This window comes from Megasphaera cerevisiae DSM 20462 (genome assembly GCF_001045675.1).
Classification (GTDB): Bacteria; Bacillota; Negativicutes; order Veillonellales; family Megasphaeraceae; genus Megasphaera; species Megasphaera cerevisiae.
Genome location: NZ_LEKT01000003.1, coordinates 98356 through 114560 on the forward strand (window position 1 = coordinate 98356; position 16205 = coordinate 114560).

The following is a 16205-nucleotide window of genomic DNA, read 5'->3' on the forward strand; positions in this document are numbered from 1 at the left end:
GCGATACTCCGCTGTGATAGGTGTATATGAGGAACAGCGAACAATTTCTCCTGCACTGTAGGGGCGTAATTCATTACGCCCGCCATCCTTCATGGGACATCCCACCCCAATTCCCACTGTGTCAATTCATACAATGCCATGTGTGTATATGAGGGCGCCATAAATGGGGCCCCTACGAAACTGAGGAAGCTTTTCCGCATGAATGCATGGGGAAACAAAGGATGGGTATCGAACCCGCACAATGTGCAAATCATGTGCGATACTCCGCTGTGATAGGTGTATATGAGGAACAGCGAACAATTTCTCCTGCACCGTAGGGGCGTAATTCATTACGCCCGCCATCCTTCATGGGACATCCCACCCCAATTCCCACTGTGTCAATCCATACGATGCCATGTGTGTATATGCGGGTGCCATGAATGGGGCCTCTACGAAAACGGATACATTTTCATATACATTGCCAATGGTATGCCTACAGGCGGGTACTTACATCGTCAAAAATTTTACATCGACATCGATTGCACTTTGTAAAAAATGATGCTATAATAATAAGGCTTGAATTGTGTCAAGCTCCTAGCCCTTCTGCGGGAAGGGCCATAAGTCCAAAAGAGGAGGTGATTTCGTGAACAAGTACGAAGTCATGTTTATTGCTAGACCGCTTGAAGAAGCAGAAGTAGATCCGATCGTCGAATTGGTTACTAACTTGCTTACAAAAAACGGCTGCAATATTGAAAAGGTAGATCGTTGGGGTAAACGTCATTTAGCATATCCGGTCAAAAAGCAGTCCGATGGCTATTATGTATTGATCAATTTTGAAGCAGATCCGTCTGTTATCAAAGAAATTGACCGCGTTATGAAAATCCATGATACTATTCTGAAACATTTGATCGTCAATATCGACGAATAACCGGAGGCGCAAAGGTATGAATTCAGTACAATTGTTAGGTAATTTGGCTCGGGATCCGGAAATCCGTTTTACGAAGACGGGCAGAGCTGTCGCGATGTTTACGGTTGCCTGCACTCGGACGTATATCCCTGCCGGCAGTACAGAACAAAAAGAATTAACTGATTTTATTCCTTGTGTTGCTTGGGGGAATTTGGCGGAAAACTGTGGCAACAATCTGGCAAAAGGCAGCCGTGTGTTTGTTCAGGGTCGTATTTCTGTTCGTTCCTATGAAACGCCGGATGGGCAGAAGCGGTATCGTACCGAGGTGGTTTGTGATTTTGTGGCACAGACGCTGGGTACGGAACATCAGCAGGCAGGATCTGCCGCACCGCGTGCCAGCGCATCGCAGCCGAAACCGGCAGCGTCTGGCGCAGGCTTTGGCAGCATGGGTACGGATGCCAACGATGAAGAAATCCCATTTTAATGTCAAACATAACCCTTCTTAAATTTTAAAGGAGGAACTATACATGAGAAGAGAACGCTCGAGAAAACCGAGAAGAAAAGTATGCAATTTCTGCGTAGATCATGCGGAAACCATCGACTACAAAGATATTGCAAAGCTTCGCCGTTTCACGACGGAACGCGGTAAAATTTTGCCGCGCCGTATTTCTGGCGTTTGCGCAAAGCATCAGCGCAAACTGACCATTGCGATCAAACGCGCGAGAGCCATTGCTTTGCTTCCTTATACAGCTGAATAATCAGATTAAAACGGGCTGTAATAGCTGAGGTATTTTTCCTTATGCTGTTACAGCCTTTTTTTGCGTTCGGATCGTAGGGGTTTGATTTATCGAACCCGCTTTCCCGTATTATACACAGGTCCACGTAGATTTGCGGGCGCCATGAATGGGGCCCCTACGAAACGGTACATGCAAACGTGATACATATTCACGATCCCGGTATTCGTTACGACATGCAGACGTGATACATGTTCACCGTTTCGATACATGTCATGCCATGCAAAATGTGATACATGTTCAGGATCGTAGGGGTTCGATTTATCGAACCCGCTTTCCCGTATTATACACAGGTCCACGTAGATTTGCGGGCGCCATAAATGGGGCCCCTACGAAACGGTACATGCAAACGTGAAACAATGTTCACCGTTTCGGTACCCGTCATGCCATGCAAATGCTATACGTGTTCAGGATCGTAGGGGTTCGATTTATCGAACCCGCTTTCGTGTATTATACACAGGTCCGCGTAGATTTGCGGGCGCCATAAATGGGGCCCCTACGAAACGGTACATGTGGACGTGATACATATTCACGATCCGGTACATACAAACGTGAAACAATGTTCACCGTTTCGGTACCCGTCATGCCATGCAAATGCTATACGTGTTCAGGATCGTAGGGGTTCGATTTATCGAACCCGCTTTCGTGTATTATACACAGGTCCGCGTAGATTTGCGGGCGCCATAAATGGGGCCCCTACGAAACGGTACATGCAAACGTGAAACAATGTTCACCGTTTCGATACCTGTCATGCCATGCAAATGCTATACGTGTTCAGGATCGTAGGGGTTCGATTTATCGAACCCGCTTTCCCGTATTATACACAGGTCCACGTAGATTTGCGGGCGCCATGAATGGGGTCCCTACAAAACGGTACATGTGGACGTGATACATATTCACGATCCCGGTATTCGTTACGACATGCAGACGTGATACATGTTCACCGTTTCGATACATGTCATGCCATGCAAAATGTGATACATGTTCAGGATCGTAGGGGTTCGATTTATCGAACCCGCTTTCTTTCGTTTCAGTACACAGGTCCTTGTTGACTTGCGGGCGCCATAAATGGGGCCCCTACAGAGGATGTGTGTTGCATTGTACCCATATTGAAACAATATTTTTTTTGCAAAAAGTATATACGATCGTATACTATTCATGGAAGGCATTGTTTTTTATAATTAAAACGTAGTGATAAAATAAAACGAGACACAGGGAAGGAGGGGGAATACAGACATTTAGATAATAAATATACATAATAATAAAAAATATGCAATATGGAACGCAATAACTTTCATATATTTTATAGTATATTCATATTCTTTACATATGCATATAAAGTGAATAAGAATATAGCATCCTACGAATTCATGATACACGATCATAGGTCAAAAGAATAAATCCGAAAAGGTAATGATGACGATTGATTATCTGACAATAACGATCATTATACATATTTTTTTGTGTAAAGTTTCTGAAAACGGACTCCTTTCCATGAATTATTCATTGATAAATGACATAATTTAAGCTATAATTAAAAATATGAATATACATTTTTATCCAAAAAATCATGCGTTTTGTGACAAAACTGTGACATAAAAATACATAGGAATATCATGCATAACACAGAAGCATGAGTACATAGTATGACAAGATATATGAAGAATATGATGGAAAATGGAGGAGCTTATGATTGATATACATTCACATATTCTCCCGAATATCGAGGGAGATGATGGTTCACGATCTTTCGATATGTCACTGGGCATGCTGAAAATGGCCGTTCAGGCAGGGACGACAGATATGATCGCTACGCCGCATGTCAATCGGCATGGGGTGGTTCCATCATGGACGGCAGTAACAGAGGCAGTCCGCATCCTTCAGGAGAAGGCTGATATAGAAGAAATTCCTATTCATATATACGCCGGAGCCGAAGTGGAACTGAACTATAAAGCATTAGATTTTTTACCGGCCCGCAGTCAAGCCTATTGCCTGGCGGAAAGCAACTATATCCTGGTTGAACTTACAGAACAGAGTCAGCCCGATCAGACGGAAGAATTATTGTACGCCCTGATGCTGCGCGGATATATGCCGGTATTAGCGCATCCGGAGCGGTATGATCGCATAATGACGCATCCGGAACGTGTATTGGTGTGGATGCAAAAGGGCGTTTTGACACAATGTAATATGGGAAGCTTTGTCGGAGTATTTGGCAAACAAGCACAGCGAAACGCAGGAAATCTTTTAAAACATCATATGATCGTTTTTTTGGGAAGCGACGCACACCGGACAGATTGGCGCACACCGGATCAGACGGCAGGCCTAAAAGCCATTGAAAAATTAGGTGGCAGCTGGCAAAAGTGCAGCCAAAATGCACAATATATTTTACAGAAGAAACTAGTATATCCCAATATTCCAGAGCATTGGGAAAAGCCAAAAACTGGATTTTGGAATAGATTATTAGGATATAGGTTGAATAGTTAATTAGCATCGATTTTTTTTAAGGAGGTGATTCTTTCGTGCGTCGGTATTTTTTGTCAGGGCTATTAGTGTTGGCTGATATAGTCCTACTGGTGATGGTTGCATTTTTTAGTTTATATATTCGATTTGATGGAAATATTGAGTATAAGTATATAGAGCAAATGACAAATGCGCTGCCTTTTCTCCTGTGCGCGTATTTGATCATGCTGGGAGGCAGCCATTTGTATACCCGAATTTGGCGGTATGCTGGTATGCGTGAGGTTGGAGCTGTTCTTCGTGCTGCTACCGGCGGAGCTGTTTTGTTTTATATTTGCATGCAGATTATTGGTAATCCGCTGCCACGGTCTATTTATATTATCACATACCTTCTGGCAACGGGCGGAATCGGGCTGGGACGGCTTCTGCTCCACTATGCGATTCTACGTTTTCGCCAGTGTGCGCGGTCGGATTGCGAAACGATTCCCGTACTCATTGTGGGCGCCGGTGATGCCGGAGCGGTTATTGCCCGTGAAATCAGTCAGTTTCATAAAAAATCTCGTAAAATAGTCGGATTTATTGATGATGATCTGCAGAAGCAAAATCATCTTATGGGCGGCGTTCGTATCTTAGGAACGCGTACAGATATTCCACGTATCGTTCATACCCATGGCGTCAAAGAAATTATTATTGCCATGCCGTCCGTTCGACATGCCGTAATTCGAGATATTATCGAAATTTGCGCGCCTCTAAAATGTCAGATCAATACGCTGCCCGGCGTATATCAGCTTCTGGATCATGAAGTGCTCATATCCCGTCTTCATCCTGTTTCTATTGAAGATTTACTGGCACGGGATGAAATACACTTGGACACTACGCACATCCAGGAATATTTGACAGGCAAGGTAGTTCTTGTTTCCGGGGCCGGTGGTTCTATTGGTTCGGAAATATGCCGTCAGGTCATGCGCAGGAAGCCGAAACAACTTATTCTCATGGGACACGGGGAAAACAGCATTTATTTAATACATCAGGAATTGTCTCAAGAATATGGAACCGCGCATATCGTGCCGGTCATTGCCAGTGTCCGTGATCTGAACCAACTGGAGGGAGTATTCGGCCAATATCGGCCGGATGTCGTGTTTCACGCGGCTGCCCATAAGCATGTGCCCCTCATGGAAATACAGCCTATGGCGGCAGTGGTCAATAATGTGTTCGGGACGAGAAATATTGCCAAGGCGGCCGGACAATATGGGGCGGAACGGTTTATCATGATTTCGACAGATAAAGCCGTCAATCCTACCAGTGTCATGGGGGCGACAAAGCAGGTGGCGGAAAAGGTCGTTCATGTTATGAATGATACCTATCCGACAACATACATTACCGTTCGGTTCGGCAACGTGCTGGGCAGCCGCGGCAGCGTGATTCCGCTATTCCGGCGTCAGCTTGCGGCTGGCGGTCCCCTGACCGTTACGGATCCGGAAATGACCCGGTATTTCATGACGATACCCGAAGCCAGCCAGCTGGTGCTGCAGGCAGGGGCTATGGGAAAAGGCGGCGAGGTCTTTTTGCTGGATATGGGAGAGCCCGTCAAGATCATGGATCTGGCCCGCAATATGATACGGCTTTCAGGCTACGAACCGGAACAAGATATCCCGATCCAGATTACAGGACTCCGGCCCGGTGAAAAACTCTATGAAGAACTGCTGACAGCCGGAGAAGGCACCAGCAAGACGGCGCATACTAAAATATTCGAAGCTCCGCTGGAGCAAGTAGACGGAACGTGGTTGAAGGAAAAAATCAGTGCGTTTATGGACTGCCGGAATGATATGGAGGTCATTCATATACTTCAGGAAATCATTCCTACGTATCATCCGAACCACAATGTATAAATACACTTTTTGGGAGGGCATATGAAATATAAAATTTTGTCATCATTGGCAGTGCTGACAGCATTGGCATACGCTGCCATGGCGACAGATTACACACTGCGGCCGGGCGATCAGCTCAGCATTGTCGTTGCGCAGCAGGAGGATATGAGTACCTCCGTTGCCAACAGCAGTGTCACTCCGTACCAAGTGCGTCCGGACGGGAAAGTATCGGTGCCGCTGGTAGGAGAAGTCGCTGCAGATGGCATGACGGTAGGACAGTTTACTGACACGCTGCGTCAGGGACTGGCAAAATACATCATCGATCCGGATGTGACTGTCAATATTATCAAGCTGGGTGGGATACGAGTCTATGTGTTTGGCGAAGTCAATAAGCCCGGCGTGTATGAGCTTACGAAATCCCATCGGGTCATCGATGCTATTGGCGCCGCCAGTGGGTTCAACTGGGATACCGCCAAGAAAAAGATTTTTCTCATCCATCAGGATAATCCGGAAAAGGCGATTCCCATCAATCTGAATCATATCCTGCAGACCGGCGATATGCGGGAAAACTACGAAATGCGCGAAGGCGATATTCTGTATCTTACGAAAAACAGCCGTATCAACTTTGCCAGAGACATTGCTCCTATTTTTAATAGTGCTTATATGGTTTCAGAAATAAAGAATAATGACAACTAATCAGGAGAGTTGAGGGAATTACGTGTTGAATGAAAACGAACAAGAAATCGACCTGAGGGAGTTATGGCAAGTCGTATTAGAAAATAAAAAAACGATCGCGGCTGTTACGGCGGCGTTTGTCATAGGGGCTGGTGCCTATCTCTTGGTGGTTTCCCCGACCTACCAATCTACGTCGCTTTTGCGAATCAAACCACAGCAAAGCTTGGGGGATTCCATTCTGAGTTCTATGCCTGTGGGCAGTGATACGCAGATCAAACAGCAGATGAATACGGATGCGGAAATTTTAAAAAGCCGTACGGTAGTTGAACCAATTATCAAGGAAGTCTCAGATCCCGATAAAAATGGAGACTATCCATTATACGAGGAATATGTCAAAGGACATATTGTGACCAAGCCGTTCAAGGATACGGCTATTTTGGAAGTGGATGTAACGGGAAAATCGCCGGAGCAAGCGCAGAAAGCCAATAGCCTGTTGGTCAAAGGATTTTTAAAGCGCCTGGCTGATTTATCCCGCAAGGAACAGCAGGCGACGCGTGAATTCCTGCAGCAGCGCGTGGTATCGGCAAAAAGTGAGCTTGATACAGCAGAGTCTAAATTGCAGGATTTCCAAACAGCCAACAAAATTTATTCCACCAATGATCAAATGAAAGGGCTGACGGATCAATTGTCCCTTATTGATAAAACAAAGGCGGAAAATCAATTGGATCTGGAAACTGCCAAGGCAGCTTTGAACAGTGTCAACGGTCAATTGGGCAGTGCAGGGCAAAGTATTGCTGACAGTCCGGCTATCCAGCAATACAAGATACAGCTGGCACAATTAGAGGAAACAAAAGCGGGATACATCGGTAAATATACGGATGAACACCCCAAAATGCAGGAAATCAATCGGCAGATTCAGCAGACCAGGGAAGCGCTGAATCAGGAAATCGGCAATATTGTATCACAAAATGCCCCTTCCAGCAGTACCGTACAGCAAGGGTTATTGGCTGACAAATTTAAAAATGAAGCGGCCATTGCCGTAGCGGAAGGAAAAAATAAGGCCCTGGCCCAGCTGGATGCCCGCAATAATATCGCTATTGAGGCGCTCCCGGAAAAGGAACGAGGCTACATTCGTGTAAAACGCGACGCGGATGTGGCGCAGGAAATCTATATTATGCTGGCAAAACGGCTGGAAGAAGCCAAAGTAGCCGAAGTGATGGTCCCCAACGAAGTACAGATCGTCGATGCGGCTACGCTGCCGGAAAAACCGGTAAAACCGCGAAAGGCGCTAACCCTGATGTTGGCTTTGATCTTGGGCATACTGTGCGGTACGGGATGTACCGTTGCTAGAAGCTTGCTCAATCGCAAGATCAATACGGCAGATGATGTGGAGCAGTACCTGCAGCTTCCTGTACTAGGCATGATTCCGGATGCACATTCTATCAGCAAAGAACACCAGCATCGTGGTCGCAATATCAGAGAATGGATGGAAAGGATAAGGCAAACTATATGGAAGAAATAAATTTGATTGCGCAATATGATGCCAAATCGCCTATTGCCGAGGCGTATAAAGCTATTCGCACAAACTTGCAGTTTGCCAGCGTGGGGACGGCGGCACGGGTGATTACCTTTACATCTGCAACGCCGGCAGAGGGCAAATCGACAACGATCTCCAATGTGGCGTTGACTATGGCGCAAGACGGCAAAAAAACGCTGCTCATTGATGCAGATATGCGAAAGCCCGTACAGCATCGTATTTTTGGCATTCCCAATCAAGGCCTCAGCAATTGTATTGCTATGGATGTGTCATGGGAAGAAACGGTGCAGCATGATGTAGTACCCCACCTAGATGTATTGACCAGCGGCCCCGTGCCGCCGAACCCGTCAGAACTGTTGGGGTCTGAGCGGATGCAAAAGATCATATCGCAGGTTAGAACACAGTATGACTATGTGTTGATCGATATGCCGCCTGTGCTGGCCGTAACGGACGCTGTCGTTATGGCTTCCAGGGCAGATGGGGTGGTGTTCGTCGTAAAATCAGGGTCTATATCTCCGGAAGAAGCGAACATGGCTAAAACCAAATTGGAGCAGGGAGGGGCTCATATATTAGGAGTCGTCCTCAATGAAGTGCCACGACGCCAGCATGGCAGCTATGGGTATGAATATTACTATTATTACGATGAAGAACATGTAAAGCATCGCAATTCAAAAAAAGTTAATAATTAAATAAACTGATGGTAAAAATATGTAATAAATTGACTATGAATTATAAGGAGATAAGGCTATGTACTTGCACATAAAACGGATGATAGATATTATTTTATCTTTATTGGCAATTATTATATTATCTCCTTTTTTTGCATGCATTGCTGTATGCACAAAGTTAGATGATCCAGGACCTGTTTTTTTTCGACAGAAACGAGTAACGATTCATAAACAATATTTTAAAATCCTTAAATTCCGTACGATGAAAATATCTACCCCAAAAGATTGTCCGACACATTTGTTAGAAAATCCAGAGCAATATATTACAAAAATCGGTAAATTTTTACGTAAAACCAGTTTGGATGAACTACCACAGATTTTTAATATCTTAAAAGGTGATATGGCCATCATTGGGCCACGACCCGCTTTATGGAACCAATATGATTTAATTACCGAACGAGACAAATATGGTGCCAATGATGTTCTCCCCGGACTTACCGGGTGGGCACAAATCAATGGGCGAGATGAAATTTCCATAGTATTAAAGGCTAAATTAGATGGAGAGTATGTGAAAAAATTAAGTGTTATTTTTGATATAAGAATATTTTTTAAAACTGTGTTTAGTGTCCTTTGTAGTAAAGGCGTTAAGGAAGGAAAATAGATGAAAAGAATATTAATTACATCTGAACATAGTTATATTGGCAATTGTTTTTGGCATTTTATAAAGCAATGGGATAATAAATATAATGTTGACTTCATGTCGGTTAGAGATGATAAATGGAAGCATTTTTGTTTTAATGAATATGATGTTGTTCTACATGTTGCAGGCATTGCACATGTAGAAGCTAAAGCAGATCAAGCTGAATTATATTATAAAGTTAATCGCGATTTGACTATAGAAATTGCAAAAAAAGCTAAAATTTCTGGAGTTCAGCAGTTTATATTTATGAGTAGTATCATTGTCTATGGGGAAAATAATACACAAAATAGATGTATAATAATTGATAAAAATACAAAGCCCAAACCGAGTAGTTTTTATGGGAAGAGTAAATTAGAGGCAGAAGAAGGTATTAATAAACTTCAGGATGATTCGTTCAATATAATAATTATTAGAGCTCCTATGGTGTATGGCAAAAAGTCTAAGGGAAATTTTTCTAAATTGTGTCGTATTGCGAAATACATACCTATATTTCCTAATATTCCAAACCAGAGAAGTATGATATATATAGAAAATTTATGTCAAGTTATTAAATATATTATAGATGAAAACAGTAATGGGATATTTCATCCTCAAAATAATGAATATGTTAATACCAGTAATTTGGTTTATACAATTGCAAGGTGTAATAATCATTATGTAGCACAAACTGAATTATTTAATTCATTTATTAAAATCTTACAACGATTCAGCATTACGGCTAATAAAGTGTTTGGTACATTTGTTTATGAAAAAGGAATTGATAATCAATATTATATAATGAACACTTTTGTAGAGTTTGAAGATTCAATAGGAGAAAGTTGTGATATTTGATGAAGAGGGCACTTTTAATTGCTTCGGTTGCATCAATGATTGAGCAGTTTAATATGAATAATATTCAACTGCTACAAAATGGTGGATATGAAGTACATGTTGCAGCAAACTTTATTTGCGGAAATACTTGTTCTGATGAACAAGTAGAAAGTTTAAAAAAGCGATTCAAGGAAAAACATGTGTATTATTATCAAATAGATTTTATTAGGAATCCATTTAAAGTTTTACAAAATTATAATGCATATAATGAATTAAAAAAAATTGAAAAAAATTGTCATTATGATTTAATACATTGCCATTCTCCGATTGGAGGCTTATTAGGTAGATTTGTTTTTAGAAAATGTAACGGTACAACTATTATTTATACCGCCCATGGATTTCACTTTTATAAAGGGGCACCATTATTAAATTGGTTATTGTACTATCCGGTAGAACGTATATGTGCACATTATACAGATATATTGATTACGATTAATCATGAAGATTATCAAAGAGCTAAGCATTTTACCCTTCATGATGGTGGAAAAGTTTATTACGTATCAGGAGTTGGAATAGATACTCACCAAATCAATGAAATTAATATTAACAGAGAAACAAAATGCAAAGAATTAGGAATATCACCGGATACATTCATTATTCTTTCAGTGGGAGAATTAAATAAAAATAAAAATCATGAAATAGCGTTAAAGGCGGTGGCAAAACTTAAAAATAAAAATTTTGTTTATCTAATTTGTGGACAGGGAGATCAATTAAGGCATTTAAAAGTATTAAGCCAAAAATTGGGTATTAATGATCAAGTTATATTTTTAGGGTATCGGTTCGATGTTTTTGAAATATATAAAATTGCAGATGTATTTTTATTTCCTTCTTTTCGAGAGGGGTTACCTGTTGCGGTGATGGAGGCCATGGCGGCAGGATTGCCAATAGTATGTTCTGACATAAGAGGAAACAATGATCTCATTCTGAATGAAAAAAATGGGTATCTTGTTTATTCTAAAAATATTAATGCTTTTACAGACTCAATAAATATACTTATGAATAATAAAAAAATGCAAATTGTAATGGGCCAATACAGTAAACAACTTGCATCAAGTTATGATAAAAAATGTATTATGAAATTAATGTATGATATATATTTTAGAAAGTAAAATTTTATGAATAAAGAATGATATATAATTATATATAAAGGACTATTTTATGCGGAAAAAGATAATTCATATTTTGAATACGGGCACTTATTCAGGAGCAGAGAATGTAGCAATAACTATTGTTAAGAATATGCGACTACAATATAACTATGATTTTATTTATGTTTCTTTGGAAGGTGATATTCGTAATGTATGCGAAAATAATGATATTATTTTTGCTCCTATAAAACGAATGACTATATCTGAAGTGAGACGTATAATAAAACAGTATAAACCTGATATCATTCATGCACACGATTTTACAGCAAGTGTAATTTGTGCAAATTCAGTATTTAGGATTCCTGTTATTTCTCACTTACATAATAATTCACCATGGTTAAAAAAATATTGTTTTTATTCGTTTGCTTACCTATTAAGTTGTTTAAATATTAATAAAATTTTAATGGTATCCAAGTCTATTTTGAATGAATATGTATTTGGTAATTTGATTAGGAATAAGTCTATAATAATATCGAATCCAATTGATATATATAGTATTCAGCAGAAAGCAAAATTAGGAAAAAGGAAACATTCAGTTAATCCAGTTTACGATATAATATTTTTAGGAAGATTATCTGCCCCAAAAAATCCACAACGTTTTATTGAAATTATTTCTCAAGTTAAAGAAAATTATCCTGATATAAAAGTAGCTATGATTGGGATAGGTCCCTTAGAAGATGAGTGCATAAATCTTATTAAGGAGAAAAAAATGGATTTCAATATTTCCTTATTAGGATTTATGAAAAATCCGTATGGTATCTTGGCAGATGCTAAAATGTTATGTATAACTTCGGAGTGGGAAGGTTTTGGACTAGTTGCAGTTGAAGCTTTATCATTAGGTATTCCTGTTTTAGCGACACCTGTAGGGGGCTTACCAGATATAATTAACAGTAATTGTGGAGCATTATGTAAAAATAATGATCAATTTGTTGTTGAAATTTGTAAATTGTTATATGATTCAGTTTATTGGCATGAAAAATCGAAAAATGCATTTATTCAAGCGCAACACCTACATAATATTCAAAAGTATATTGCTATAATAAACGAAATATATTGTAGAGATATACTTGAGAGGAGTTACAATTGATTTTTTATATAATAATGTTTTCTTTATGCATAATAGCATTATTGTTTAATGATATTTTAAAAAATAAAAAAGAAAAAGATATTGTTGTCATTATTACTTTAATTTTTCTTTGTATTGTATCCGGGACTCGATATCAATTGGGTGGAACTGATTACTGGGTATATGAAAATATATTTAATCGTGTTCCTGATTTAATACATGAGTCATTTTTCTCTATTAGTGACAATTTACTTGCTAAGTATGAAATAGGGTATTTATTTTTCAATTCGATTGTTAAAACTGTTGGATTTACTTTTTATGGATTTACGTTGATTAATTCAATCATTTTTTATACTTGTATGTATACTGGTTTAAGAAAATATGTTGATAACTTTTCGCTTTTAATTATTGTATTTTTGTATAAAATGTTTTTTTACGATACTTTTATTAGTATGCGACAATCTATTTCAATTGCTATTTTTTTTGTTATATTGAAATATATCCAAGAAAGACAGGCATTTAAATATTTTGTTGGTTGTATTATTGCAATGCTTTTTCATAATGCTGCTATTATTTTATTCCCAATCTATTTTATCAACAGATTTTCATTGACTATGAAAAAAACAATTTTTCTTAACATGGTTTTTTTACCAACGATTTTAATTTCTTATCTTCATTTATCTGTGTTAAATTTTTTAATACCTATTGCTCAATATATTCCTGTTGATAGTACTCAAACAAAAGTGGCAAATTATTTTATGAATATGAATGATTTAATGGGAATTAATTTATTACATACTCTAGAGTATTTTCTTATTATGTTTTTAATAGTTATTAATTACAAAAAAATTATTAGCATTAATAAAAATTCGGAATTTATCATTAAGTTGTTTTTATGCCTTCTTCCAATTTTTACTTTATTGCGAGAATATGATATTTTAACACGTGAAAAAGACTTTTTTACGCTTACTTTTGCTATTATTTTAGGTTACTTGTGTCAAATAAATGATAAGAGACAAAAGATACTTGTTCAATTGGGAACAATTATCATTTGTGCTTATGGATTTTTTCGATTTATCTTGTTATTTGATGACGGGGGAATGATGCCATATATTAGTTGTTTATTTGAAAATGTTAGTATTTTTCAGTGAGGATTAGTCATATGAACATAACTGTATTTACACCTACTTATAATAGAGCTTATACATTACCAAGACTATATAAATCTTTAGCACATCAGAGTAATAAAAATTTTGTTTGGCTTATTGTTGATGATGGGTCTACCGATCAAACAATGCAGATTGTACAAAGTTGGATTGCTGATGGAAAGATTAAAATAGAATATTACAAACAAAAAAATCAAGGGAAATCGGCAGCACATAATAGAGGAGTATCGTTGACGAAAACTGAATTATTTACTTGTGTTGATTCTGATGATTACTTAAATACAAATGCAATTGGAGATATTCTTACCTTATGGAAATGTAAAAAAAGTGATTATTGTGTCGGAATTTTAGCTTACAAAGGAACTCCAAATGGTAATTTGATTACAAAGATTAAAGATAAATCCTGTGAGTTTACAACTTTGTATGAGGCTTATGCCAATCACGGTTTAACGGGAGATACAATGCTTGTTTTTAGAACGGATGTAGTTTCACAATTTAACTTTCCTTGTTTTGAAGGAGAAAAATTTGTTCCTGAAGCATATCTATATGATCAGATTGATCAGGTTGGGAGTTTTTTTTTATATAGAAAGATATTGTATTATTGTCAATATATGGAAGATGGATATACTAAAAATATGACGAATTTGTTAAAGAAAAATCCTCAAGGATATTTAGCATACATTAATCAACGACTTACATTAGATAATACTTTAAAGGAAAAAGTATTAGACAGTATTCGTTATGTTGCCATGAGCTTTGTTATAAATAGAAAAAATGTTATTTCTCAATCTATATATCCAGTCATTACGAAGGCAGTATATCCGTTTGGATTATTATTTTATGTGTATCGATATAAAATAGGTCAGTAATGTACTAATAAATATATATAATAGTTAAAGAAGGGACTTTTATGATTCGAGTATTACAAGTTTACCCTCAATTAAATAATGCAGGAACTGAAATGGTGATTTTTAACTTATATAAGAATATTGACAGAAATAAAATTCAGTTTGATTTTCTTGTAGAAAAACCAGGAGAACTTGATAGTGTTGTGAAAAGTATGGATGGAAAAATATTTTATATAAATGAATTAGAAAAAAAACAATATTTAGAAAGATTGGTTGAATTTTTTTATAGTCATAAAGAATATAATATTGTACATACCCATACACATCAACGAATGGGTGAAGTATTACAAGCGGCCAGTATAGCAGGTGTTAAAACAAGAATAGCTCATTCTCACAATTCAAGAACTGATTTACCTAGAATATTCTCTTTATATAAACGAATAACAAGTAGAAGGATTGAGAAGTATGCGACAGATTTATTTGCTTGTTCTGTTGATGCAGCTAAATGGTTATATCCTTGTAAATATAAACAATGTAAAATTATTCATAATTCAATAGAATTGCAGAAATTTTCATATAATCAAATGAAAAGAAATACTATGAGATTAAATTTAAGTATTAAACCTAATGTTCCCGTAATATGTCATATAGGTAGATTTGCAAGGCAAAAAAATCATAAGTTTCTAATTGATGTAGCACACCAATTAGTTAGTAAGTGTTCTTTAGTTAAATTTATACTAGTGGGAGTGGGTCCATTACAGGATAATATTAGAAATAGGACTAAAGAATATGGTATAGCAGATAATATATTCTTTTTAGAAAACAGATCCGATGTAAGTGATATTTTAGCTGCTTCTGATATTTTTGTTTTTCCATCATTGTATGAGGGTTTAGGGATAGTATTAATAGAAGCTCAGGCAAGTGGACTGCGTTGTGTTGTCTCGGATAAAATTCCATCAGAAGCTGATTTGGGGTTAAACTTAATAAAAAGGAAATCTTTATCAGATGGGGCTTCATTATGGGCTGACACTATTCTTCAAGAATTGTCTATGCAAAATAATAGGGAATTTCTTTCGAATTCAGCCTTGTTAAGTGATTATGATATAAGAAAAACAACAAAATTGATAGAACAGTTTTATTTAGAAAGGGCAATCTTGTAATGAAAAATGTTCTGATAAGTATTATTATGCCGGTTTATAATGCTGATAAATACTTACAAAAAACAATTGAAAGTGTTTTAAATCAATCTTTTACTGCGTTTGAATTTATTGCTATTAATGATGGTTCTACTGATAATTCATCTGTAATATTAAAAAAATATGCTCGAATTGATAAACGTATTATTTTTATTGAACAAGAAAATAGTGGGGTTAGTCAAACACGTAATAAAGGGTTACTATTAGCTAAGGGTAAGTATATTACTTTTTTGGATTCTGATGATTTATTATCTCGGAATTTTTTAGAAGCCTTATTTAATATTTCTGAAAAATATAATGCTGATATAGCGATAACTGGATATAGT

Annotated in this window: 16 protein-coding genes; all 16 read left to right on the forward strand. The window is 37.8% G+C overall.

Annotated features, from left to right (window positions below):
* Positions 1 to 622: 622 nt before the first annotated feature.
* Positions 623 to 907: a 30S ribosomal protein S6 gene (rpsF, locus tag AB840_RS01830; protein ID WP_048513112.1), complete on the forward strand. Its 285-nt coding sequence runs from the start codon at positions 623 to 625 to the stop codon at positions 905 to 907.
* A gap of 16 nt (positions 908 to 923) precedes the next feature.
* Positions 924 to 1370, forward strand: coding sequence for a single-stranded DNA-binding protein (locus tag AB840_RS01835; protein WP_048513113.1), 447 nt, complete (start codon positions 924 to 926; stop codon positions 1368 to 1370).
* Between the two features lie 43 nt (positions 1371 to 1413).
* Positions 1414 to 1644, forward strand: a complete 231-nt coding sequence (gene rpsR, locus AB840_RS01840; RefSeq protein ID WP_048513114.1) for a 30S ribosomal protein S18 — start codon at positions 1414 to 1416, stop codon at positions 1642 to 1644.
* Between the two features lie 1725 nt (positions 1645 to 3369).
* Positions 3370 to 4164 carry a tyrosine-protein phosphatase gene (locus AB840_RS01845; RefSeq protein ID WP_048513115.1) on the forward strand — a complete coding sequence of 265 codons (795 nt, stop codon included), beginning with the start codon at positions 3370 to 3372 and terminating at the stop codon, positions 4162 to 4164.
* Between the two features lie 218 nt (positions 4165 to 4382).
* Positions 4383 to 6026, forward strand: coding sequence for a polysaccharide biosynthesis protein (locus AB840_RS01850; protein ID WP_234984922.1), 1644 nt, complete (start codon positions 4383 to 4385; stop codon positions 6024 to 6026).
* Between the two features lie 78 nt (positions 6027 to 6104).
* The gene (locus AB840_RS01855; RefSeq protein WP_327077828.1) at positions 6105 to 6701 is read left to right on the forward strand and encodes a polysaccharide biosynthesis/export family protein; all 597 of its coding nucleotides are present in this window, start codon (positions 6105 to 6107) and stop codon (positions 6699 to 6701) included.
* 22 nt (positions 6702 to 6723) lie between these two features.
* Complete coding sequence (locus AB840_RS01860) at positions 6724 to 8202, forward strand: GumC family protein (protein ID WP_234984921.1); 1479 nt, start codon at positions 6724 to 6726, stop codon at positions 8200 to 8202.
* Positions 8190 to 8906, forward strand: a complete 717-nt coding sequence (locus AB840_RS01865) for a CpsD/CapB family tyrosine-protein kinase (RefSeq protein ID WP_048513118.1) — start codon at positions 8190 to 8192, stop codon at positions 8904 to 8906. The genes AB840_RS01860 and AB840_RS01865 overlap by 13 nt, the downstream gene beginning before the upstream one ends.
* 58 nt (positions 8907 to 8964) lie before the next feature.
* Positions 8965 to 9546, forward strand: coding sequence for a sugar transferase (locus tag AB840_RS01870; protein WP_048513119.1), 582 nt, complete (start codon positions 8965 to 8967; stop codon positions 9544 to 9546).
* On the forward strand, positions 9547 to 10416 hold the full coding sequence (locus tag AB840_RS01875) for an NAD-dependent epimerase/dehydratase family protein (protein WP_048513120.1): 870 nt from the start codon (positions 9547 to 9549) through the stop codon (positions 10414 to 10416).
* Complete coding sequence (locus tag AB840_RS01880; protein WP_048513121.1) at positions 10416 to 11564, forward strand: glycosyltransferase family 4 protein; 1149 nt, start codon at positions 10416 to 10418, stop codon at positions 11562 to 11564. The genes AB840_RS01875 and AB840_RS01880 overlap by 1 nt, the downstream gene beginning before the upstream one ends.
* A gap of 49 nt (positions 11565 to 11613) precedes the next feature.
* Positions 11614 to 12690 (forward strand): glycosyltransferase, encoded by a 1077-nt coding sequence (locus tag AB840_RS01885; protein ID WP_048513122.1) that lies wholly within the window; start codon positions 11614 to 11616, stop codon positions 12688 to 12690.
* Positions 12687 to 13820, forward strand: coding sequence for an EpsG family protein (locus AB840_RS01890; protein ID WP_048513123.1), 1134 nt, complete (start codon positions 12687 to 12689; stop codon positions 13818 to 13820). Before AB840_RS01885 ends, AB840_RS01890 begins: the two co-directional genes overlap by 4 nt.
* An 11-nt stretch (positions 13821 to 13831) precedes the next feature.
* Positions 13832 to 14704: a glycosyltransferase family 2 protein gene (locus AB840_RS01895; RefSeq protein WP_053078122.1), complete on the forward strand. Its 873-nt coding sequence runs from the start codon at positions 13832 to 13834 to the stop codon at positions 14702 to 14704.
* Between the two features lie 41 nt (positions 14705 to 14745).
* Positions 14746 to 15843 carry a glycosyltransferase gene (locus tag AB840_RS01900; protein WP_048513124.1) on the forward strand — a complete coding sequence of 366 codons (1098 nt, stop codon included), beginning with the start codon at positions 14746 to 14748 and terminating at the stop codon, positions 15841 to 15843.
* A partial coding sequence (locus tag AB840_RS01905; RefSeq protein WP_048513125.1) for a glycosyltransferase family 2 protein occupies positions 15843 to 16205 on the forward strand: 363 nt, incomplete at its 3' end. The genes AB840_RS01900 and AB840_RS01905, both read left to right, overlap by 1 nt.